The organism is Microbacterium sp. (genome assembly GCF_036277215.1).
In the GTDB taxonomy this organism is placed as follows: Bacteria; Actinomycetota; Actinomycetes; order Actinomycetales; family Microbacteriaceae; genus Microbacterium.
The window spans coordinates 1-20716 of record NZ_DASUNI010000020.1 but is presented as its reverse complement, the minus strand read 5'-3'; the positions used below and the strand labels follow the sequence as shown (position 1 = coordinate 20716).

Below are 20716 nucleotides of genomic sequence, written 5' to 3'. Positions count from 1 at the left end.
CCGCGGCACCCGGTCACTTCTCGACCGGCTTCTCGGCGGCGAGACCGGCCAGCCGCTTCTCGAGGAAGACGCGGACGTCATCGAGCTCCGGCTCCGAGACGCTGTGCGTCAGGCCGGGATAGACGCGCCCGCTCAGATCCGTGTGCTCGGGCAGCCACGTCACCGTGTGCTCGACGAGCGCCGGCGGGATGACATCGTCCGACGTGCCTCGGCCCCAGAAAACCGGCGGACGCCGCTCCGCGAGTGCGCTGTCGCCGGGCAGCTCCCCCGGAGTGGCGTAGCCGCTGAGGTTCACCGCGAACGCGAAGCGCTCCGGGCGCAGCCGCATGGCCTGCAAAGCGACCGCCGCTCCCTGCGAGAAGCCGAGGAGGCCGACGGGGGTTGTCGGCGCGACCGCGTCGAGCCAGTCGATGACGAGGGATGCGGCATCCGTCGTGTGCGTCGGATCGCGCCCCTGGAGCCCCTCGATGGGATACCACGAATAGCCGGGCGAGGGCCACGGCGGCGTGAGGGGTGCGCGGACGGCGGCGACGACGAAGTCCGGCGGAAGGAACGGGACGAGCGCGAACAGGTCGCGCTCGTCCGCGCCGTAGCCGTGGAGGAGGACGAGGAGCGGCCGGTCGCTCCGGTCGGCCGGCTCGGCCGACCACAGCGCCGCGGAGTCGTCGAGGGCGGGGATCTCGGCCATGGCCCCCATCATCCCAGGACCCGCCGACGCGTGGTGGCCCGGCCGGGGACGCGTTTCGCCCGGCCGCCGTCGGCGCATGACTCCGGCAATCCGGTGCGCGCCGACCCGAGGACCGCCGCTGTCGCGCGCCGCCGTGCGCCGGAGGCGCGCGAACTGCAGGAGTTATGCGCGCGTGCTGGGGTATACAGGAGGCATGGCCGTCCGAACCCCCGATCCCGATCCGAACGAACGCGACGACGACGGCACGCCGCGCGATCCGCTCGGCGGGATCGACACCCCGTTCCGTGGGCGCGCCAATCCGCTGGACGACGGGTCGTTCGCCTCCACGGCACCGGGCAGCACGTCCAACCCCGGCTGGCTGAGCGACGTCGAGCTGGCCGAGGTCCGTCGTCGCCTGCCCATCCTCTACGTCGAGGCCCTGCCCGTGCGCACCGACGGAGTCGGAGCCGTCACCGAGGTCGGCATCCTCCTGCGGGCGACGCCTCTGGGGGAGATGACCCGCACGATCGTGAGCGGTCGGGTCCGCTACGGCGAGACCGTGCGCGACGCGCTGTTCCGCCACCTCGAGAACGACCTCGGCCCGATGGCGTTCCCGCTGCTGCCTCCCCAGCCTGTTCCGTTCACCGTCGCGGAGTACTTTCCGATGCCGGGCGTCTCGGCGTTCGTCGACGACCGGCAGCATGCCGTCTCCCTCGCGTTCGTCGTCCCGGTGACGGGAACCTGTCAGCCGCGTCAGGACGCCCTCGAGGTGACCTGGATGACGCCGGACGAGGCGGCCTCCGACACGCTGTCGGCGGAGATGGAGGGCGGGCGCGGAACCCTCGTCCGCCTCGGCCTGGCCTCGGTCGGAGCCCTGCGCTGACCCGGCATCCTGAGTCTTCTCTGTGACCTGAGACGGGATGCCGCGACCGGCGTAGCCTTGCCCGCATGAGCCCTGCCCGCCGCGCGCTCGACCGCCGCCTCGCGTGGACCGCGGCGATCGCCGTGCCGCTCGTGGCCGCCGGCGCGATCCTCATGCCGATGGCGGCCAGCGGAGCGGTCGATCTTCCCGACAAGACGGTCGAGGAGCTGCTCGAGTTCGCGGCTGCGAGCGACGTCGACGCGATGAGCGGCACGATCGAGCAGACGTCCGAGCTCGGACTGCCGGACCTGGACGCGCTCGTCGGAGGGGGAGACTCGGGTTCCGAGACGGAGGGCGATGCGAGTACGCCCGACGTCGACGACCTGCTCGAACTCGTCACCGGAACGCACACGGCGAACGTGTATCTCGACGGCGAGCGCGCGCGCCTGCAGGTCCTGGACCGGTTGGCGGAGCGGAACGTCTACGCGGACGGCGACGCGGAGGAGGTCTGGTACGTCGACAGCGAGACGAAGACCGCCACGCGGTTCACCGTCGCCGGCGGCGGCGGCTTGCTCGAGCAGCAGCGACCGGGCCCCGACGGCGCCGATGCGCCCCTCCCGACGCCGGATCAGATGCTCGACGATGCGCTCGCACGACTGGATGAGACGACGGAGGTGACCGTCGGAACCGACGCCCGCGTCGCAGGGCGGGACGTGTACGAGCTGATCCTGACGCCCCGCACGGCCGACACCCTGGTGGGCGACATCCGGTTCGCGATCGACGGTGAGAACGGCGCCGCGCTGGCTGGTTCGATCACCGCGCGGGGCGCGACGGAACCCGCATTCCACGTCGCGTTCACACGCGTCAGCTTCGAGTCACCGGATCCTTCGGTCTTCGCGTTCGCCCCGGGAGACGGCATCGCCGTCCAGGAAGAGGTGCTGCCGCTGCCGACCGCTGAGGAGTGGGCGCTCTGGCAGACGAAGGCCCATTCCGGCGCCCGGACCGACGGCGTCACCGTCCTCGGCGAGGGGTGGTCGGCTGTGGCCGAACTGCCGGCGAGCGAGGACGGGGGCGCGTCGACGAATCCCGATGCCGAGACGCGCGAGCTCCTGGAGGGCATCACGACGGTCGTGCCCGACGGGCGGGCGCTGGAGACGTCCCTCGTCAGCGTGCTGATCGCCGACGACGGACGGATCCTCGTCGGAGCGGTGCCGGTCTCACGTCTGGTCGAGGCTGCGGCGACCGGGCGCTGACGGAACGCCGGTGACCCGCCCGACCGCTGACGCCGACCTCGCGATCGAGACCGCCGGCCTGACCAAGCGCTTCGGCACCCAGACCGCGGTCGACGCAGTGGACCTCGCCGTGCCCCGGGGCGCGGTCTTCGGCTTCCTCGGACCGAACGGCTCCGGAAAGACCACGACGATCCGGATGCTGCTCGGACTGCTCCGCGCGACGAGCGGCGCCGCGCGCGTGCTCGGATCGCCGATGCCCGGCGCTCTGGATGACGTCCTGCCTCGAGTCGGTGCGCTGGTGGAGGGTCCTGCGTTCTCGCCCTTCCTCACCGGCGAGCAGAATCTGCGGCGATTCGACGCGGCCGATCGGCACTCATCGTCGCGCACGCGCGATGCGCGCGTGTCCGCGGCGCTGGACCGCGTCGGACTCGCGCACGCCGCCGCGAAGAAGGCGCATGCCTACTCCCTCGGCATGAAGCAGCGGCTGGGCCTGGCGAACGCGCTGCTGCGGCCGCGCGAGCTGCTCGTTCTGGACGAGCCGACCAACGGCCTCGATCCGCAGGGAACGCGCGAGGTGCGCGCGCTGATCCGCTCGCTGAGCGCCGACGGCGCGACCGTCTTCGTCTCGAGCCACCTGCTCGCCGAGGTGGAGCAGCTCTGCACCCATGTCGGGGTTCTGAGCGGGGGGCGGCTGGTCGCGCAGGGCACGCTCGACGAGTTCCGCCGCTCCGGCGGTCGCGGCCGCGTGCAGGTGCGCACACCCGATTTCGATATCGCGCGGAGGGTGTTCGCACAGCTCGGCGTGGAGGAGACCCGGGACGCGGCATCCGATGGCCTCGTGGGATCGATGGCGGACGGCATCGAGCCCGAGACGATCGTGGCCGCGCTCGTCTCCGCGGGCGCACGCGTGCGCGGCTTCGAGGTCGTCGGCGCCAGCCTGGAGCAGCGGTTCGTCGAGCTCACCGGGGAGGGATTCGATGTCGTCGCGTGAGATCGCGGCGGGGAGTGCGCCGGCGAGTGCTCCGACGGCCGCCGACCGCGGCCGAAGCCCGCGGTCGGGCACGCTGCGCCTTCTCGGCAACGAGCTCGCGACGCAGTTCCGGCGCTGGCGCACCTGGGCGATGCTCGGTGCGCTGGCGGTGATCCCGATCCTCATGGCGGTCGCGATCCGCGTCGTCGGGGGCGCGAACCCCGGACGCGGGCCGGCCTTCCTGGATCAGATCACAGACAACGGCCTCTTCGTCGCCCTGGCCGCGATGGTCGTCGCGATCCCGCTGTTCCTCCCGCTGACGGTGAGCGTCGCAGCGGGCGACGCGATCGCCGGCGAGGCGGGCCACGGCACCCTTCGGTATCTGCTCATCGCACCGGCGGGCCGGGTGCGGCTGCTGGTCGTGAAGTATCTCGCCGCTGCCGTGTTCTGCCTCGCCGCCACTCTGACGCTGCTGATCGCCGGCATCCTCGTGGGATGGGCCCTGTTCCCGATCGGGCCGGTGACGCTGCTGTCGGGCGCGCAGGTGTCGGTGGGCGAAGGGATGCTGCGGCTGCTCGCGATCGCCGGATACGTCTCGGTGTCGCTTCTCGGGCTGTCGGCGATCGGCATCTTCTTCTCGACGCTGACGACCGTGCCGATCGGGGCGATGGCTGCGACGGCGATCCTGGCGGTCGCCGCGCAGATCGTCGGAGCCATCCCGCAGCTCGAGGCACTGCATCCGTGGCTCTTCACGAACCTCTGGCTGGATTTCGCCGACCTGCTGCGCTCCCCGGTCGTGTGGGATTCGTTCGCCGGCAACGCAGTGCTGCAGGCCGGGTACATCCTGGTCTTCGGCGCAGCTGCGATCGTGAGGTTCACCACGAAGGACGTGCTCTCGTAGCGGCGCGCGACCGAGCGGGCCGGGTGCGTGCTACTCGACCTGGACGTGCGGCGACTCCACGCCGCGCACCGGTGACCGGTCGGGGTCGGTGGTCTCGCGGGCGATCGCGGCGAGGAACGCATCGATGTCGGCCTCGGTCGTGTCGAAGCTGCACATCCAGCGCACCTCGCTGCGCGCGGCATCCCAGTCGTAGAAGCGGAAGGACGCGCGCAGCCGATCGGCGACTCCGTCGGGAAGAGTCGCGAAGACGCCGTTGGCCTGCGTGCGCTGGGTGAACGCGACGTCCCGGATCGATCCGTCGGCGAGCCCCGCCTCGACTCCCGCGCGCAGCCGCGCGGCCATGCCGTTCGAGTGCGACGCGTTGCGAAGCCAGAGGTCGCCCTCCAGAAGGGCGATGAGCTGAGCCGACACGAACCGCATCTTGCTCGAGAGCTGCATGTTGAGCTTGCGCAGGAAGGTCAGTCCGGCGGAGGCCTCGGGATCCAGCACGACGATGGCCTCACCGAGCATGGCGCCGTTCTTGGTCCCGCCGAAGCTCAGCACGTCCACGCCGATGTCGCGGGTGAAGGAGCGCAGCGGCAGGTCGAGGGACGCCGCCGCGTTGGAGACGCGCGCGCCGTCCATGTGCAGCTTCATCCCGAGCGCGTGCGTGTGGTCGGCGATGGCGCGCAGCTCGTCGACCGAATAGACGGTCCCGAGCTCAGTGGACTGCGTCACCGACACCACGAGCGGCTGCGCCCGGTGCTCGTCTCCCCATCCCCACGCCTCGCGGTCGATGAGCTCGGGGGTGAGTTTGCCGTCGCCGGTCGGGACGGTGAGGAGCTTGATCCCCGCCACGCGCTCGGGTGCACCGCCCTCGTCCACGTTGATGTGCGCGGAGGATGCCGCGATCACGGCGCCCCAGCGGGGAAGCATCGACTGCAGGCCGACGACGTTCGCGCCGGTGCCGTTGAAGACCGGGAACGCCTCGACCCCGTCGCCGAAGTGCTGCGCGAACACCTCCTGCAGCCGCGTGGTGTACTCGTCCTCGCCGTACGCGACCTGATGGCCGTCGTTCGCCGCGTCGATCGCCGCGAGGACCTCGGGATGGATGCCGGAGTAGTTGTCGGACGCGAAGCCCCGCAGGGCGGTGTCGTGGAGCGGAGTCACGCTTCCAGCCTACGGGCGGTGCGCTCCGTCCAGCTCGGCGCTACGGTCGGGGGGAGGTGGATGCGGCGAGGGAGTGGAAGATGGCGGAGAAGACCTTCGAGGTGCGTGTGCAGCGGGAATTCGACGCTCCCGTCGAGCGCGTCTGGGCGGCATGGACAGAACCGCGGGATCTGCGCGAGTGGTGGGGTCCGGCCGGCTTCACGTGTCCTCGCGCGGAGGTCGACCTGCGGCCCGGCGGACGCATCTTCGTGACGATGCGCGCGCCCGCGGAGTGGGGCGGTTTCGAGCAGCACACCACCTGGGACATCACCGAGATCGAACCGCGCCGGCTGCTTCGCTACGTCTTCCATTTCGCGGATGCCGAGGGCGATGCGATCTCGGCGAGCGAGGCGGGCATCCCGGCTGAGGGCGTGCCGGATCATGGCGAGCACGAGGTCGTGCTGACGCGGCTGGACGACGGTCGCACCCGCCTGGACATGACCGAGCGCGGCTACACGACCGAGGGGGCGCGGGATCTCTCGCGCGGCGGTCTCGAGCAGTGCCTGGACAAGATGGCCGCCCTCGTGGAGGCGACGCCGCAGCAGCCGCCCCCGTAGGAGTGGGGTTCCGGATGTCGGAGCCCCTGGGTATCCTCGCGAAATGACCACTCCCGGCGACTCGGGTGCGCTCGCGCCCACCAGCAGCGGATCGGCGGAGCAGGCGGCGGCACCGCATCGCGATGTCGTGCCACCCCCCGGCGGGATGCGCACGTTCATCCAGGTGCTCGTCAACACCGCACTCGCGAACATCACGACGAGCTTCCTGTGGTTCGCGCTCACGTTCTGGGTGTACATCGAGACCCAGTCGGTGCTCGCCACCGGCATCATCGGCGGCGCGTACATGCTGTTCGTGGCGATCTTCTCGATGGTCTTCGGCACGATAGTCGACCGCTACCGCAAGCACGTGGTGATGGTGTTCTCGAGCCTGGTCACCCTGACGGCGTTCCTCATCGCGGGCGTGATCTACCTCGCGCAGCCCGAATCCGCTCTGCTCGACCTCGGCGGACCGTGGTTCTGGCTGTTCTCCGGGATCATCCTGTTCGGCGGCGTGATCGAGAACATGCGCAACATCGCGCTGTCGACGACCGTCACCCTCCTCGTCCCGGTCGAGCGGCATGCGAACGCCAACGGCATGGTGGGCACCGTGCAGGGCATCGCCTTCGCGGTCACCAGTGTGCTCAGCGGGCTGGCGATCGGCTTCCTCGGGATGGGCTGGACGCTCGCCATCGCCATCGCGTTCACCCTCCTCGCCCTGGTGCACATCTCGTTCCTGCGAATCCCCGAAGAGAAGCCGGTGCGCGACGGCGAGCGGCAGCCGATCGTGGACTTCCGGGGCAGCATCCGTGCGATCCGCTCGGCCCCCGGGCTGTTCGCTCTCATCATCTTCGCGACGTTCAACAACCTCATCGGCGGCGTCTACATGGCCCTGATGGACCCGTACGGTCTCACGCTGTTCCCCGTCGAGTGGTGGGGCGTCGTGCTCGGCGTCGCGTCCACCGGCTTCATCATCGGCGGCATCGTGATCGCGGCGCGGGGGCTCGGGCGCAACCCGATCCGCACGATGCTCCTCGTCGTCGTCGCGATGGGCATCCTCGGCGCGCTCTTCACGATCCGGGAATGGTGGTGGCTGTACGCCGTCGGCATCTGGGCGTACATGGCGCTGGTGCCCGCGGTGGAGGCATCCGAGCAGACCGTGATCCAGAAGGTCGTGCCGTTCCGCACGCAGGGCCGCGTGTTCGGCCTCGCCTCCGCTCTCGAGGCGGCCGCCGCCCCGGTCACGGCGTTCCTGATCGCACCCATCGCCCAGTTCTGGATCATCCCCTACATGGAGTCGGACGCCGGTCAGCAGACGTGGGGATGGCTGCTCGGCGACGGCGAGGCTCGAGGCATCGCACTGGTGTTCCTCGTCAGCGGCCTGGTCATGGTCGTGGTCGCACTGCTCGCATTCACGACGCGCAGCTACCGGACTCTTTCCGAGGAGTACGAGCGGGCTCCCGAACCGGCTTCGGGTGAAGGCGAGGGCGCCGCGGCCGGCTCGACCGAGAACGGGACGCCGGGTTCCGCGGACACGGCCGCGGACGACCCGGCCCGCGCTGACGCGGAGGGATCGGGGCGGCGCCGCTGAGAGCGGTTCATCGCGGAGCGCGCCGCCGTGGCGGTGGCTAGAGTCGGCTCATGCGCGCCGACTCACCCGCGGCTCTTGCTGCTGCCGACTCGGCGGCCGCACGGCTTCGTGACATCCTCCGTCCCGATCAGGTGATCTCCGATGCGGAGCGGCGCGACGATTACGCGCACGATGACGCCGAGTGGGCGGAGTACCACCGGCCGCTCTCCGTCGTGCTGGCGGAGACGACCGAGGACGTGGCGGCGGTCGTGCGGTTCGCGGCGGCGGAAGGACTCATTGTCGTCGCGCGCGGGGCCGGCACGGGTCTGTCGGGCGGAGCCAATGCCCTCGAGAAGGCGATCGTGCTCTCGCTGGAGCGCATGACGCGGGTGCTCGAGGTGAACGCCGCAGAGCGATACGCCGTCGCGCAAGCGGGAGTGATCAACGACGCGCTCCGCAGCGCCGTCGCCGCACACGGACTCTGGTATCCGCCCGATCCGGCGAGCTATCGGATCTCGACCATCGGCGGCAACGTCGCAACGAACGCAGGCGGCATCTGCTGCGTCAAGTACGGCGTCACGCGCGACTACGTGCTCGGCATGCGCGTCGTGCTCGCCGACGGAGACATCGTGCAGCTGGGCAGGCGCACCGCGAAGGGGGCGACGGGGTACGACCTCACGGCGCTCCTGGTGGGATCCGAGGGCACCCTGGCCATCATCACCGAGGTGACGCTGTCGCTGCTGCCCCTCGGCGGCCGCGAGGAGCGCGCGATCGTCGGCTCGTTCGCCTCACTCGAGGCCGCCGGCGATGCCGTCGCCGCGATCACCGCAGCCGGGATCATCCCGTCGGCGCTCGAGCTGATCGATGAGATGTGCGTCCGCGCCGTGGACGACTGGCAGGGGCTCGGGCTGCCGCACGACGCCGCCGCGCTCCTGCTCGCCACCGTCGACGAGCCGGGCGCGCCCGGGGCGGAGGCCGCGGCATCCGTCGCTCTTCTCATGCGCGATGCCGGTGCGCTCGCCGTCGATCAGGCCGTCGATCCGGCAGAGGTCGACCGTCTTTTCCTGGCGCGGCGGCTGGCCTACCCGGCTCTCGAGCGACTGGGCCCGGTGCTCACCGAAGACATCTGCGTGCCGCGCCGGGCGGTGCCCGAGATGCTTGCACGCATCCGGAAGACCGCTGCACGGCACGATGTCGTGATCGCGACGATCGCGCACGCGGGCGACGGCAACCTGCATCCGCTGATCATCGCTCCCGACGGAGACGACGCCGCCAAAGAGCGGGCGAAGAGCGCGTTCGACCGCATCGTCGAGGACTGCGGCGACCTCGGCGGAACAGTGACCGGTGAGCACGGAGTCGGCCTGCTCAAGCTCCCGGGCGCGCGAAAGGAGCTCGGCGAACGCGTCCTGACCATGCACCGCGACATCAAGGCAGCACTCGACCCCCGCGGCACGCTCAACCCGGGCAAGGCCTTCTGATCTGAGCGGGACGGCGGCGCCGTATCGACGCCTAGGCAGCCGCAGGCCGGCGGGCCAGCCAGTTCCGCAGAACCTCGTTGAACGCCTTCGGCTGCTCTATGTTCGTCGCGTGCCCGGCCTTGTCGATCACGGTCGAGGTTGCCGCGGCATTCAGCGCGGCTGCCGCGGCCGCGTGCTCGCACGGCCAGATCTCGCTCTCGCGCCCGGCGACGAACAGCGCCGGCACGGGGGACGCCGCGATCGCCGGTCGCCAGTCGCGCTTCGCGTGGTCGCCCAACAGCTCGAGTTCCGCAGTTGTGAAACCCGCTCGAGCGGCCTTGAGGTCGGTCGCCCTGAGCAGTCGCGCGACGCGGACCGGCCCTTTCGAGGCGACGGAGTGTCGCCCGGGGTCGGGGATGCCGCTCGCGAAGTAGGTGTCGGCGTTCGACTCGTCGTACCCGTAGAACCCGTAAGGCCAGTCGTGGGTGTTCAGCATCTTCGGAGTCTGGTCCACGATCACGACGTCGCGGATGCCGTTCACGCGACCCGCTGCAAGGAGGGCCCAGATCGAGTTGCCGCCCATCGACTGCCCGACCACGGTCGCATCCGCCAGGCCCAGTGCGGCGATCACCTCGCCGATGTCGGCGCCGTGCGAATCCATCGTGTGCGCGCCGTCCGGGCCGACGGCTGACGCGCCGTGGCCACGGCGGTCCAGCGCGATCACGCGGTAGCCCGCACCCTCGAGCGCGGCCAGCTGCGGGTTCCAGCTGGTCGCGGGCGCTTTGAAGCCGGCCACGAGAACGACCGGGCGTCCGTGCGGGTCGCCCGACTCCAGGTAGTTCAGCCGCACCCCGTCGGAACTCGTGATCTCGGGCATCGTCGCCTTTCTTGAGCGCAGGCGCCACGTTTCGAGCGACCGCCCGAAACGCGCCCCGATGAGCGGGCGCAGCGGTGTCGCTGACTTACATCCTGGCGTAGCGGGCGCGGGCGAAGCAGAACAGGCCGTAGAGGATCAGCCCGATGCCGACGATCCACAGGATGATCGGTCCGAACGGTAGTCCCGCGAGGGTGCGGACCGCGGCATCGAGCCCGCCCGCGGTCTCGGGATCATGGGTGAGCGCTGCCACGACGAAGAGCACGCCCGTGACGGCGACGGCGATGCCCTTGGCGACGTAGCCGACGACGCCGAACGCCACGATGCCCCTGCCGGCCGGGTCCGGCGGCAGGTCGAGGTGCTTCTTGAACGCGCGCGTGAAGCCGCGGACGATGAACGCGATTCCGATGCCGGCGATGAGGAGGCCGAACAGAACGAGCAGGACCACGCCGCCCGGTGACGACATCAGCTGGGCGCTGAACGACTGCGAGGACTGCGAGGAGTCCGACTGCCCGCCGAGCGCGTAGACGAGGGCGGTGAAGGCGATGCCGAGGTAAGCCACGGCGGTGCCGAGGTACTTGAGCCGGTAACCCCACTTCTTCTTCGTGTCGGGGTTGCGCTCGAGGAGCGCTTCGGCGATCTGCCAGATCGCGAGCGCCACCAGCCCCAGAACGATGAGCCACAGCAGCAGCACGCCCATCGGCGCACTCGCGATCTGCTCCATGGCGCCGCCCTGGTCGGCCTCACCACCGCCGCCCATCACGAACGAGATTGCGATGACACCGATGACGATGTGCAGGATGCCGAGTACCACGTATCCGATTCGGGCGACGACGCGGAATACCGTCGAACCCTCAGCCGCCTGGGCGGCGGACTTGGGGGCGCTCATGCGGAACCCTCTGCACGAGAGTCAAGAATGCGCTTCATCTGTCGTTCCTCAATCCCTCGCCGGCCGGTCTCTGTACCCTCAAGACGCGGAACGCATCGATCGCTTACGCGACGCCGTCGCTACAGTCTGTCGCGTTGCGCTCCTGCGCGGGGGATGCCGGCGGCGATCGCCCGACGATCCGGCCGGGTGCCGCTAGTCGAGGGCGATCACAGTGTCGTTGAGGGATGCCGCATCCTGTGCCCAGAGGCCGACCACCGCGCCGGCGAGCGTGTCCTCCAGACCCTCCAGGCTCTTGACCCGGAAGGCGACCGCCGCGGCGGAGAGCGGCGTTCCGGCATCCTTCGCGTTCTTGGTGAACCCCTGGGCGACCGCCCGGGTCCACGCCTCGCTCGCGGCCTTGACCGCCGCATAGTTCGCGCCGCCGGCGAGCGGCCGTGCCACGGCTGCGGAGGAGACGATCGCCAGACGTCCGCCGGTGGAGGCGCGCAGATCGTCGTCGAACGCGCGGCTCACGAGACGCAGGGCAGTGAACGACCGCTCCAGGAACCGATAGTCGACCTCGCTCTGGCCGGCGAGCCCGCCTCCGCCGCGCCATCCGCCGACGAGATGGATCACGCCGTCCACGCGCTCGGCAGTGCCGTGCAGACGCTCGGCGAGACCGCGGACCGCCGCCTCGTCGGTGAGGTCGCACACGTCGGTGCGGATGCCCGGCACGTCGCCCGCGAGGCGCTCGAGCTTGCCGGCGTCGTGCCCGACCGCGACCACGCGCGCCCCGGCCGAAGCCAGAGCCCGCGTGACCGCGAGGCCGGAGGCGCTCGTCGCGCCGGCGACCAGCACGAAGCGCCCCGCGACGCCGGAGTCCTGCTCGCCCGACATGGACTCAGCCATCGCTTGCGCGGATGCCGGCCGTCGACTCGATCACGGGCCGCATCTTCTTCTCGAGCGCCTCGAAGAACATCGAAAGCGGGAATTCGTCGGGAAGGACCTCGTCGGTGTAGCCCTTCGGCGCGCCGGCGAGCACCTCGTCGGGCAGGCCCCGCGCCCACTTGGATGCGGGGTTCGGGGTGAGCGTCGCCCGCACGAGCTCGTACGCCGCCAACCAGTGCGCGACCTTCGGGCGATCGATCGAGCGCCAGTACAGCTCGTCGATCGCATCGCCGAGGGCGACGACCGCTGCCGGGACCTCGTCCCAGTCGAAGGCGAGGGACGTGTCGGTCCAGTGCAGCACGCCCCGCTGGTGCAGCCACGCGAACAGCAGCTGACCGCCGACGGCGTCGTAGTTGCGCATCCGACTGCCGGTGATGGCGAACCGGAAGATCCGGTCGAAGATCACGGCGTACTGCACCAGCCGCGCGTGCTCGAGCATCTCAGCCTCGGCGGAGCTCAGCACCGCGCCGGATTCGGCGCGCTCGCGCAGGCGCTTCTGGATCGCGACGCACTCGCGGAACGCCGTCAGGTCGCAGCGCAGCTCCTCGAGCGAATACAGGAAGTACGGCATCCGCTGCTTGATCATGAACGGGTCGAACGGCAGGTCGCCGCGCATGTGCGTGCGGTCGTGGATGAGATCCCACATCACGAACGTCTTCTCCGTGAGCGCCTGATCCTCCAGCATCCGCGCCGCTTCGTCGGGCAAGTCGAGCTTGGTGATCCCGGATGCCGCGCGCACGACCCTCCGGTACCGGGCGGCTTCGCGGTCCTGGAAGATCGCGCCCCATGTGAAGGCCGGGATCTCGCGCATCGCGACCGTCTCAGGGAACAGCACCGCCGAGTTCGTGTCGTAGCCGGGGGTGAAGTCGATCAGGCGCAGCGACACGAACAGCCGGTTGACGTACTCCGTCTCGAGCTGCTCGATGAACTCCGGCCAGATCACCTCGACGATCAGCGCCTCGACGTGGCGCTCCGAGGAGCCGTTCTGCGTGTACATCGGGAAGACGACCAGATGACGGATCCCGTCGATGCGGTGATTCTGCGGCTGGAAGGCGTTGAGCGAGTCGAGGAAGTCCGGGACGCCGAAGTCCTCCGCGGCCCAACGGCGGAAGTCCGCGACGGATGCCGCCAGGTACGCGTCATCGTGCGGGAACAGCGGGCGCAGCTGCTCGATCGCGGCGATGATCGTCGTCACGTGTGCGCGCGCAGAAGCGTGGTGCGCGGCATCCGGAATCGAACCGTCCTGCGCCTGGATGGCCTGGAGGGCGATCGCCGCGTTCTTCAGCGCGTGCCAGGCGGGGGAGTCCTCTGCCGCGGCGACATCCACCCGGTCGTCGATGAGCTCCGAAGGGGCGTATCGAGGCACGGGTTCGCCGGCGCTGGCCTGGGCGGCACGGGTGTGCGAAGCCTGGGTGACGGGCATGAGACCCTCCGATCGGGGGTTTAGGGCGGAAATATTCCGGTGTTGTGGGTATTCAACCGGTATTCTTCCATGCCATGGATGATCCTGTCGACCTGGCGATCCTGACCGAGGTCTCCCGCGACCCGCGAGCCACTCTCGCCCAGCTGTCCGAGAGCGTCGGGCTGGGAGTGTCGGCTGTGCAGGCGCGGCTGCGGCGCCTGGAGAGCACGGGTGTCATCGCCGGCTACCGCGCGATCCTCGACCCTGACGCGGTCGGCAGATCGCTCTCGGCGTTCATCGAGATCACGCCGCTGGATCCGTCCCAGCCCGACAACGCGCCGGAGCTGCTCGAGCACCTGGCAGCGATCGAGGCGTGCCATTCCATCGCGGGTGACGCCAGCTACATCCTGTTCGTGCGGGTGGCGACGCCGCGAGACCTCGAGGCGCTGATCCGCGACATCCGGCTCGCCGCGTCGGTGAGCACGCGCACGACGGTGGTGCTGCAGACGTTCTACGAGAACCGGCCGATCGCGCTGGACGCCTGACCGCGCCGCCGACGACCGCGAGACTGCAACCGGGTGGCGAGACTGCGGGTCCCACCCGCAGTCTCGACCCGCAGCTGCAGTCTCGCGGTCGGAAACGAGGCGCTAGTCGTGCTGGGGGAAGCCCAGGTTCAGGCCGCCGTGCGACGGGTCGAGCCAGCGCGAGGTGACCGCCTTCTCCTGCGTGAAGAAGTCGAACCCGTGCGGGCCGTACGCCTTGGCGTCGCCGAACAGCGAGGCCTTCCAGCCGCCGAACGAGTGGTAGGCCACCGGGACCGGGATCGGCACGTTGATGCCGATCATGCCGACGTGCACTTCGCGCTGGAACAGCCGCGCCGCGCCGCCGTCGTTGGTGAAGATGGCCGTGCCGTTGCCGTACTGGCTGCCGTTGATGATGCCGAGGCCTTCTTCGTAGCCCTCGACTCGCACGACCGAAAGCACCGGGCCGAAGATCTCGTCGCGGTACACCGACGAGGACGTCGGCACCTTGTCGATCAGGGTTGGACCGAGCCAGAACCCGTCGGGATCGCCGTCCGGCTCGACGTCGCGTCCGTCCACGACGACGGACGCACCATCGGATGCCGCGACATCGATGTAGGACGCGACCTTGTCGCGGTGCACCTCGGTGATGAGAGGGCCCATGTCGCAGCCGCGGGTGCCGTCGCCCGTGCGCAGCGTGCCCATGCGCTGACTGACCTTCTCGACGAACTCGTCGGCGATCGTGTCGACCGCCAGCACGACCGAGATCGCCATGCAGCGCTCACCGGCGGAGCCGAAGCCCGCGTTGACGGCGGCGTCCGCGGCCAGGTCGAGGTCGGCGTCGGGCAGCACCAGCATGTGGTTCTTCGCGCCACCGAGGGCCTGCACGCGCTTTCCTGCTCGGGTCGCCGTCTCGTACACATAGCGCGCGATCGGCGTCGAGCCCACGAACGAGATCGCCCGGACGTCGGGGTGCTCGAGCAGCGCGTCGACCGCCTGCTTGTCACCGTGCACGACGTTCAGCACGCCGTCCGGGAGCCCCGCCTCCTTGAGGAGTGCGGCCATCCAGTTCGCGGCGCTGGGGTCCTTCTCCGAGGGCTTGAGGATCACGGCGTTGCCGGCCGCGAGCGCGATCGAGAAGAACCACAGCGGCACCATCGCGGGGAAGTTGAACGGGCTGATGATGCCTACGACTCCCAGCGGCTGGCGCAGGGTGTAGACGTCGATTCCGGTCGACACGTTCTCGGAATAGGCCCCCTTGGTGAGGTGGCCGAGTCCGCAGGCGAACTCGACGACCTCCATGCCGCGGGCGATCTCGCCGAGCGCGTCGGAGAGCACCTTGCCGTGCTCGGAGGTCAGGATCTCGGCGAGCTCCTGCTTGCGCGCGTTCAGCAGCTCGCGGAACGCGAACAGCACGCCCTGGCGCTTGGCGATGCTCGAATCGCGCCACTGCCCCCAGGCCGCCGTTGCGGAGGCCACTGCGGCGTCGACGTCGGCGGTGGAGGCGAGGCGCACCTCGCGCTGCACCGTGCCCCAGGCCGGGTTGTACACCGGGGACGTCCGCGCGGATGCTCCGCTCCACGTGCCGCCGTCGACCCAGTGGTCGAGGATCGTGGTGGCAGACTCCTTCGTCTGCTCGAGTGTGGTGGTGTCGGTCATGGGTCTTCCTTCTTCCTGGCCTCGTGGGCACGTTCATTTCCAGGTTAGGTTGCGGATTCAGTGGCGGATAGTGCACCCTCGCGAGGATTGCGTGCACTCTCGCGAGCAAGGACATGCACCCTCGCGAGCGGGACGTGCACTCTCGCGAGCAACGACGTCAGGCTTCGACCACCGTCAGGGCCTCGTCGTAGATCGAAATCGCCTGGGCGACCTCGTCGTCGGTCACCACGCACGGCGGTACGACGTGGATCCGGTTGTCGGCCGCGAACGGCACGAGGCCCCGCGCGGTCAGCTCCTTCTTCAGCTGCCCGATCACGCTGGCCGCGACGGGTTCGCGCGTTCCGCGGTCTGCGACCAGCTCGATCGCCCAGAAGACGCCCTCGCCGCGGACCTCGCCGATGAGCGGATGTTTCTGCTCGAGATCCGCCAGGCCCGGCCCGATCGCCTCGTCGCCGATGCGGCGGGCGTGCTCCACGATCCCCTCGGCCTCCATCGCGTCGATCGAACCGATGATGGATGCCGCGGCGAGCGGGTGCCCGCTGTAGGTGAGCCCGCCGGGGAACACCCGGTCGTCGAACGTCGCCGAGATCTCGTCGGAGATGATCACGCCGCCGACCGGAACGTAGCCCGAGTTGACACCCTTCGCGAAGGTGATGAGATCGGGCACCACGTCGTAGCCCTCGAACGCGAACCAGCGGCCGGTGCGGCCGAAGCCGGCCATCACCTCGTCGAGGATGAGGATGATGCCGTACCGGTCGCACAGCTCGCGCACGCCGGCGAGATAGCCGGGTGGGGGAATCAGGATGCCGGCCGTGCCGGGAACCGACTCCAGAAGGACCGCGGCGATCGTCGCCGGCCCTTCGGAGACGATCACGCGCTCGAGGTGGTGCAGAGCCCGCGCGGACTCCTCCTCTGGCGTGGTCGCCCAGAACTCACTGCGGTACAGGTAGGGGCCGAAGAAATGCACGTGCCCGCGGGCGTACTGGTTCGGCATCCGTCGCCAGTCGCCGGTCGCGACGATCGCCGCGCCGGTGTTGCCGTGGTACGAGCGGTAGGTGGACAGCACCGTGTCGCGCCCCGTGTGCAGTCGCGCCATGCGGACGGCGTTCTCGTTGGCGTCCGCTCCCCCGTTGGTGAAGAACACCTTGGCGAAGCCGTCGGGCGCCTTGCCGATGATGCGCTGCGCGGCTCGGCCGCGCGTGAGGTTGGCGGTCGCGGGGCCGATCGTGGCCAGGGTGCTCGCCTGCTCCTGGATCGCCTGAACGACGGCGGCGTGCTGATGTCCGATGTTGACGTTGACCAGCTGACTCGCGAAGTCCAGCATCCGGTTGCCGGCGTGGTCCCATACGGTGGCCCCCGACCCGCCCGCGATCACAGGGAGGTCGAGGTTCGCCTGGGCCAGCCAGGAGTGGAACACGAACTCGCGGTCGAGCGTCTTCGCCTGGGCGTCCAGGTCTTGATCCGTCATAGCGTGCGATCTCCTTTCGCGGCGCCCCGCGTCGTCGCGAGCAGCCGGTCACTCAGCGAGCGTAGCGAGCCGGGCGGGCCGGGTCGCCGGGCGCGTGCGATGAATCGACGCGTCCGGCGACCGGAATCCCGCTCGCCGGCTAGTTGCCGGCCGGCTGCAGCTCGACCTCGATCGGCTCGAAGTCCTCGCCGAGCAGGTCAAGCTCGCCGTCCTCGCTGAGCTCGTCCAGCGCCTCCTGGATGTACTCGTTGCTGTACGCCGTCGCCGGCGGCTCCTGCGTGATCAGGTGCGCTCCGGTCTCGTTGACCGCGGCCAGCGCTCCCTCGACGGTCTGGTTCCAGGCCGCCTCGTCGATGATGCCGATGCCGGCCGTTGCGGGCCAGATGAGCTTGTTGATCTCGTTCATCATCCACAGCTCGTGGCTCGGGCCCCACGCGGAGCCGTTGGCCAGGGTGATCTCGGCGGCCTCCTCCGGGTTGTCGCGCGCGAAGATCCAGCCCTTGATGACGGCTTTGAGGAACGACACCGCGGTGTCGGCGTACTCCTCATCCGACTCGAGCTTCTCGGTGTCTGCCCAGATGGCGTCCTGCAGCATCGCGCCCACGGTGTCCTGGTAGCTGATGACGTTGAAGTCCGCCGGTTCGTACAGCTCGCCGGTGTCGGGGTTCTCGGTCTCGAGCAGCTGGGCGTACTCGTTGTAGGTCATCGCCTGCGCGGCGTCGATGTCACCCTGCAGGAAGGCGTTCATGTTGAAGTCCTGCGTGATGATCTCGACCGTCGACGCGTCGAGGTTCTCGGCGGCCATCGCGGCGAAGATCTCCCACTCGTTGCCGAAGCCCCAGGATCCGATCTTCTTGCCCTCGAAGTCCGCGACCGAGTCGATCCCCGAGTCCGCCCACGACACCTGGAGGGTGCCCGAGCGCTGGAAGATCTGGGCGATGTCGGTCAGGTTGGCGCCCGACTCGATCGATCCGAGCACCTTCGGCACCCAGGCGATGGCGAAGTCGACGTCACCGTTGGCGAGGGCGTCCTGCGGGACGATGTCGCCGCCGGACGGGATGATCTCGACCTCCAGGCCCTCCTCCTCGAAGTAGCCCTGGTCGACCGCGGCGAAGTAGCCGGCGAACTGCGCCTGCGGCAGCCATTGAAGCTGCAGCTTGACCTGCTTCAGCTCGCCGCCGCCACCGTCGTCGCCGGAGTCCGGCGTCTCGCCGCCTCCGCCGGAGCAGGCGGTCAGGATGATCGCCGCCGACAGGGCGAACGCGCCTGTCGCGAGGCCGCGACGTGTGCTGTGTTTCATGACGTTCCTTTCGGGTTCCCTTGCGGGTGTGCGTGGTGCGGGACCGGCCTCGCCGAGCGAGGACGACGGACCGTCGCATCCCGGGCGGTGCGCGTCATTGCGTACCACCCACGGGGATGCGGCGGAGCACGAGGCGCTCGATGAGCGCCGTCGCGAGGTAGAAGATCAGGCCGACGACGATCGCGGCCACCACGTACGCCCACGCGCGCGCGTAGGCGCTCGTGGCGGCCGAGGTCGAGATCGCGCTGCCGAGTCCGCCGCGAGGACCGCCGAAGTACTCGGCGACGAGGGCGGAGATCACCGCGAGGGAGCTCGCGATCCGAACACCCGTCAGCAGGTAGGGCAGAGCGGTGGGCAGCGTGACGGTGCGGAACGACTGTGCGCCGGTGGCGGCGTAGCTGCGCATGAGGTCGCGGTGCACCGGGCGGGTCTGGCGCAGGCCGCGCACGGTGTTGATGAACACGGGGACGAACGAGGCGAGGGCCGCGATCGCCTGCCGGCCGAACTGGCTGTCGGAGCCGAACATCGAGTTGAGCACGGGGGCGAGCGCCACGATCGGCACGACGGCGAGCGAGGCGACGATCGGCGCCGACATCCCGTCGATCGCGTGCCAGCGCGCGGCGAGCGCGGCCAGCAGGATCGCGAGCAGCGTGCCGACGACCAGTCCGATCAGCGCGTTCGTCCCGGTCACCAGAGCCGCCTGCCAGATCGCCGGCCCGAACTGCGCGAACTGCTGCGCGATCGCTGCGGGGCTGGGGAGCAAATAGTCCGAGACGCCGACCACGCTCACCAGGAACTGCCAGATCGCAAGCCCCGCCACACCGACCGTGATCGGGGCGATCACGCGCAGACGGCGCTCGGTCGCGGGGCTCCATCCCGCGCGCTCGGCCGGAGCTGCTGCCGGCTGCGACGGCGCCGGTCGCTGCGCCGGCTCCACCGTCGTCATCGCTCCTCCCGGCCGGCGATCGGCACGGGTACGCCGTGCAGGGCCTCGCGCACCGCGGTGACCCGGTCGAAGAAGGACGGCGCCTCGCGCAGCGACTCGTCGCGCGCGGCATCCTTTCCGAACCCGGTCTCGATGATCTGGGTGATCCGGCCGGGCCGCGGCGACATGACCACGACGCGGTCGGAGAGGAACACCGCCTCGGGGATCGAGTGCGTGACGAACACGACCGCGGCGCCGGTTTCGGCGGCGATCCGGGAGAGCTCGGTCTGCATGCGCTCGCGGGTCATCTCGTCGAGGGCGCCGAACGGCTCGTCCATCAGAAGCAGCCGCGGCCGCTCGGCCAGCGACCTCGCGATCGCGACGCGCTGCTGCATTCCGCCGGACAGCTGATCGGGATGCCGGTCGGCGAAGTCGGTGAGCCCGACGAGCTCGGCGAGTTCGGCCACCCGCACCTTGCGCTGCGCGGCCGGAACGCCGTGCAGCTCGAGCGGAAGCGCGATGTTGGCCGCGACGGTCCGCCAGGGCAGCAGTCCCGCCTGCTGGAACGCGATGCCGTAGTCCTGATCGCGGCGGGCGCGGGTCGCGGGCTTGCCGAAGACCTCGATGGTGCCGGACGTCGGGGTGTCGAGGTCGGCGATCAGCCGCAGGAGCGTGGACTTGCCGCAGCCGGACGGGCCGATCAGCGCCACGAACTCGCCCTCGGCGACCGTCAGGTCGACCGCTTCGAGGGCGCTGACATCGCCCGTCTTGGTGGCGAACGTCTTCGTGACGCCCCGCACCGAGACCGAATCCGTCCCCGCGGCCGCCGTCGTGCCGTGCTCCGTGTGCTGAACGGCCATCAGGTCGCCTCTCCTCGTCGGTAGTCCTTCAGCAGCAGCCCGAGCACTGCCACGGAGCCCGCGGCCACGAGCCCGAGGGCGATCGCGCCGAAGATGGGGCCCCACGCCTTCGACGGGTCACCCGAGGCCTGCCCTGCGAACTGGATCAGCAGACGGCCGATGCCGCCCTGCAGGCCTGTCGACACCTCGGCCACGACGGCGCCGATCACGGCGTTGGCTGCGCCCAGGCGCAGGGCGGGCAGCAGATACGGCACGGATGCCGGGAAACGAAGTCGCAGCAGGGTCGGCCAGTACCCTGCGGCGTAGGTGTGCATGAGCTCGGTGTGGATGCGGTCGGGCGACTGCAGGCCGCGCAATGCCCCGACCGCGATCGGGAAGAACGCGAGGTAGGACGCGATGAGCGCCACCGACATCCAGTCCTGCCACTCGACCCCGGCGATGTCGATGCGCGAGCCCCAGCTCTTCCCGATCGGTGCGAACGCGATGAGCGGCACCGTCTGGCTGAGGATGA

Annotated in this window: 20 protein-coding genes; 8 read left to right on the top strand and 12 right to left on the bottom strand. The window is 70.0% G+C overall.

Annotated elements, in window-relative coordinates:
* Positions 1–13: 13 nt before the first annotated feature.
* Complete coding sequence (locus VFX99_RS01110; protein ID WP_329664477.1) at positions 14–688, bottom strand: alpha/beta hydrolase; 675 nt, start codon at positions 686–688, stop codon at positions 14–16.
* A 193-nt stretch (positions 689–881) separates the two neighbouring features.
* On the opposite strand from VFX99_RS01110, the gene VFX99_RS01105 reads away from it, so the two are divergent.
* The 4 genes from VFX99_RS01105 (at position 882) to VFX99_RS01090 (ending at position 4632) form a co-directional block, all read left to right on the top strand.
* Entirely contained in the window at positions 882–1550 is a 669-nt protein-coding gene (locus VFX99_RS01105) for an NUDIX hydrolase family protein (protein ID WP_329664476.1), read from the top strand.
* 65 nt (positions 1551–1615) lie between these two features.
* On the top strand, positions 1616–2782 hold the full coding sequence (locus VFX99_RS01100) for a hypothetical protein (protein ID WP_329664475.1): 1167 nt from the start codon (positions 1616–1618) through the stop codon (positions 2780–2782).
* Between the two features lie 10 nt (positions 2783–2792).
* A complete protein-coding gene (locus VFX99_RS01095) occupies positions 2793–3752 on the top strand; it encodes an ABC transporter ATP-binding protein (protein ID WP_329664474.1) in 960 nt (319 codons plus the stop codon).
* Positions 3739–4632: an ABC transporter permease gene (locus VFX99_RS01090; RefSeq protein WP_329664473.1), complete on the top strand. Its 894-nt coding sequence runs from the start codon at positions 3739–3741 to the stop codon at positions 4630–4632. Before VFX99_RS01095 ends, VFX99_RS01090 begins: the two co-directional genes overlap by 14 nt.
* 30 nt (positions 4633–4662) lie before the next feature.
* On the opposite strand, the gene VFX99_RS01085 is transcribed toward VFX99_RS01090, so the two are convergent.
* On the bottom strand, positions 4663–5781 hold the full coding sequence (locus VFX99_RS01085; protein ID WP_329664472.1) for a low specificity L-threonine aldolase: 1119 nt from the start codon (positions 5779–5781) through the stop codon (positions 4663–4665).
* Between the two features lie 80 nt (positions 5782–5861).
* Between VFX99_RS01085 and VFX99_RS01080 the strand changes: the two genes are divergently transcribed.
* From VFX99_RS01080 to VFX99_RS01070, 3 genes are all read left to right on the top strand, one after another.
* The gene (locus VFX99_RS01080) at positions 5862–6377 is read left to right on the top strand and encodes an SRPBCC domain-containing protein (RefSeq protein WP_329664471.1); all 516 of its coding nucleotides are present in this window, start codon (positions 5862–5864) and stop codon (positions 6375–6377) included.
* Between the two features lie 145 nt (positions 6378–6522).
* Positions 6523–7944 carry an MFS transporter gene (locus VFX99_RS01075; RefSeq protein WP_329664482.1) on the top strand — a complete coding sequence of 474 codons (1422 nt, stop codon included), beginning with the start codon at positions 6523–6525 and terminating at the stop codon, positions 7942–7944.
* A 50-nt stretch (positions 7945–7994) separates the two neighbouring features.
* Positions 7995–9401, top strand: coding sequence for an FAD-binding oxidoreductase (locus tag VFX99_RS01070; RefSeq protein WP_329664470.1), 1407 nt, complete (start codon positions 7995–7997; stop codon positions 9399–9401).
* A gap of 31 nt (positions 9402–9432) precedes the next feature.
* Here the strand turns inward: VFX99_RS01070 and VFX99_RS01065 are convergent, their stop codons facing one another.
* The 4 genes from VFX99_RS01065 to VFX99_RS01050 form a co-directional block, all read right to left on the bottom strand.
* Entirely contained in the window at positions 9433–10257 is an 825-nt protein-coding gene (locus VFX99_RS01065) for an alpha/beta hydrolase (RefSeq protein WP_329664469.1), read from the bottom strand.
* Between the two features lie 85 nt (positions 10258–10342).
* Positions 10343–11143: a DUF1206 domain-containing protein gene (locus tag VFX99_RS01060; protein WP_329664468.1), complete on the bottom strand. Its 801-nt coding sequence runs from the start codon at positions 11141–11143 to the stop codon at positions 10343–10345.
* Between the two features lie 192 nt (positions 11144–11335).
* Positions 11336–12031: an SDR family oxidoreductase gene (locus VFX99_RS01055; protein WP_329664467.1), complete on the bottom strand. Its 696-nt coding sequence runs from the start codon at positions 12029–12031 to the stop codon at positions 11336–11338.
* Entirely contained in the window at positions 12024–13493 is a 1470-nt protein-coding gene (locus tag VFX99_RS01050; protein ID WP_329664466.1) for a DUF6421 family protein, read from the bottom strand. The genes VFX99_RS01055 and VFX99_RS01050 overlap by 8 nt, the downstream gene beginning before the upstream one ends.
* 74 nt (positions 13494–13567) lie before the next feature.
* Here VFX99_RS01050 and VFX99_RS01045 point away from each other — a divergent pair, with 74 nt between their 5' ends.
* Positions 13568–14017 (top strand): Lrp/AsnC family transcriptional regulator, encoded by a 450-nt coding sequence (locus tag VFX99_RS01045; protein WP_329664465.1) that lies wholly within the window; start codon positions 13568–13570, stop codon positions 14015–14017.
* A 102-nt stretch (positions 14018–14119) separates the two neighbouring features.
* On the opposite strand, the gene VFX99_RS01040 is transcribed toward VFX99_RS01045, so the two are convergent.
* The 6 genes from VFX99_RS01040 to VFX99_RS01015 form a co-directional block, all read right to left on the bottom strand.
* Positions 14120–15652, bottom strand: coding sequence for a CoA-acylating methylmalonate-semialdehyde dehydrogenase (locus VFX99_RS01040; RefSeq protein WP_329664464.1), 1533 nt, complete (start codon positions 15650–15652; stop codon positions 14120–14122).
* Positions 15653–15809: 157 nt separating this feature from the next.
* Positions 15810–17120 (bottom strand): aspartate aminotransferase family protein, encoded by a 1311-nt coding sequence (locus VFX99_RS01035; RefSeq protein ID WP_329664463.1) that lies wholly within the window; start codon positions 17118–17120, stop codon positions 15810–15812.
* 139 nt (positions 17121–17259) lie between these two features.
* A complete protein-coding gene (locus VFX99_RS01030; RefSeq protein WP_329664462.1) occupies positions 17260–18420 on the bottom strand; it encodes an ABC transporter substrate-binding protein in 1161 nt (386 codons plus the stop codon).
* Positions 18421–18514: 94 nt separating this feature from the next.
* Positions 18515–19366: an ABC transporter permease gene (locus VFX99_RS01025; RefSeq protein WP_329664461.1), complete on the bottom strand. Its 852-nt coding sequence runs from the start codon at positions 19364–19366 to the stop codon at positions 18515–18517.
* Complete coding sequence (locus tag VFX99_RS01020; RefSeq protein WP_329664460.1) at positions 19363–20205, bottom strand: ABC transporter ATP-binding protein; 843 nt, start codon at positions 20203–20205, stop codon at positions 19363–19365. Before VFX99_RS01020 ends, VFX99_RS01025 begins: the two co-directional genes overlap by 4 nt.
* Positions 20205–20716 (bottom strand): ABC transporter permease (locus VFX99_RS01015; protein WP_329664459.1); only part of this gene is annotated, 512 nt, incomplete at its 5' end. The genes VFX99_RS01020 and VFX99_RS01015, both read right to left, overlap by 1 nt.

Bases quoted from the DNA above. Each gene is read 5' to 3' on its own strand.
- VFX99_RS01110 (WP_329664477.1), bottom strand. From the start codon at position 688: ATGGCCGAGATCCCCGCCCTCGACGACTCCGCGGCGCTGTGGTCGGCC.
- VFX99_RS01105 (WP_329664476.1), top strand. From the start codon at position 882: ATGGCCGTCCGAACCCCCGATCCCGATCCGAACGAACGCGACGACGAC.
- VFX99_RS01100 (WP_329664475.1), top strand. From the start codon at position 1,616: ATGAGCCCTGCCCGCCGCGCGCTCGACCGCCGCCTCGCGTGGACCGCG.
- VFX99_RS01090 (WP_329664473.1), top strand. From the start codon at position 3,739: ATGTCGTCGCGTGAGATCGCGGCGGGGAGTGCGCCGGCGAGTGCTCCG.
- VFX99_RS01080 (WP_329664471.1), top strand. From the start codon at position 5,862: ATGGCGGAGAAGACCTTCGAGGTGCGTGTGCAGCGGGAATTCGACGCT.
- VFX99_RS01075 (WP_329664482.1), top strand. From the start codon at position 6,523: ATGCGCACGTTCATCCAGGTGCTCGTCAACACCGCACTCGCGAACATC.
- VFX99_RS01070 (WP_329664470.1), top strand. From the start codon at position 7,995: ATGCGCGCCGACTCACCCGCGGCTCTTGCTGCTGCCGACTCGGCGGCC.
- VFX99_RS01065 (WP_329664469.1), bottom strand. From the start codon at position 10,257: ATGCCCGAGATCACGAGTTCCGACGGGGTGCGGCTGAACTACCTGGAG.
- VFX99_RS01060 (WP_329664468.1), bottom strand. From the start codon at position 11,143: ATGAGCGCCCCCAAGTCCGCCGCCCAGGCGGCTGAGGGTTCGACGGTA.
- VFX99_RS01055 (WP_329664467.1), bottom strand. From the start codon at position 12,031: ATGGCTGAGTCCATGTCGGGCGAGCAGGACTCCGGCGTCGCGGGGCGC.
- VFX99_RS01050 (WP_329664466.1), bottom strand. From the start codon at position 13,493: ATGCCCGTCACCCAGGCTTCGCACACCCGTGCCGCCCAGGCCAGCGCC.
- VFX99_RS01045 (WP_329664465.1), top strand. From the start codon at position 13,568: ATGGATGATCCTGTCGACCTGGCGATCCTGACCGAGGTCTCCCGCGAC.
- VFX99_RS01040 (WP_329664464.1), bottom strand. From the start codon at position 15,652: ATGACCGACACCACCACACTCGAGCAGACGAAGGAGTCTGCCACCACG.
- VFX99_RS01035 (WP_329664463.1), bottom strand. From the start codon at position 17,120: ATGACGGATCAAGACCTGGACGCCCAGGCGAAGACGCTCGACCGCGAG.
- VFX99_RS01030 (WP_329664462.1), bottom strand. From the start codon at position 18,420: ATGAAACACAGCACACGTCGCGGCCTCGCGACAGGCGCGTTCGCCCTG.
- VFX99_RS01025 (WP_329664461.1), bottom strand. From the start codon at position 19,366: ATGACGACGGTGGAGCCGGCGCAGCGACCGGCGCCGTCGCAGCCGGCA.
- VFX99_RS01020 (WP_329664460.1), bottom strand. From the start codon at position 20,205: ATGGCCGTTCAGCACACGGAGCACGGCACGACGGCGGCCGCGGGGACG.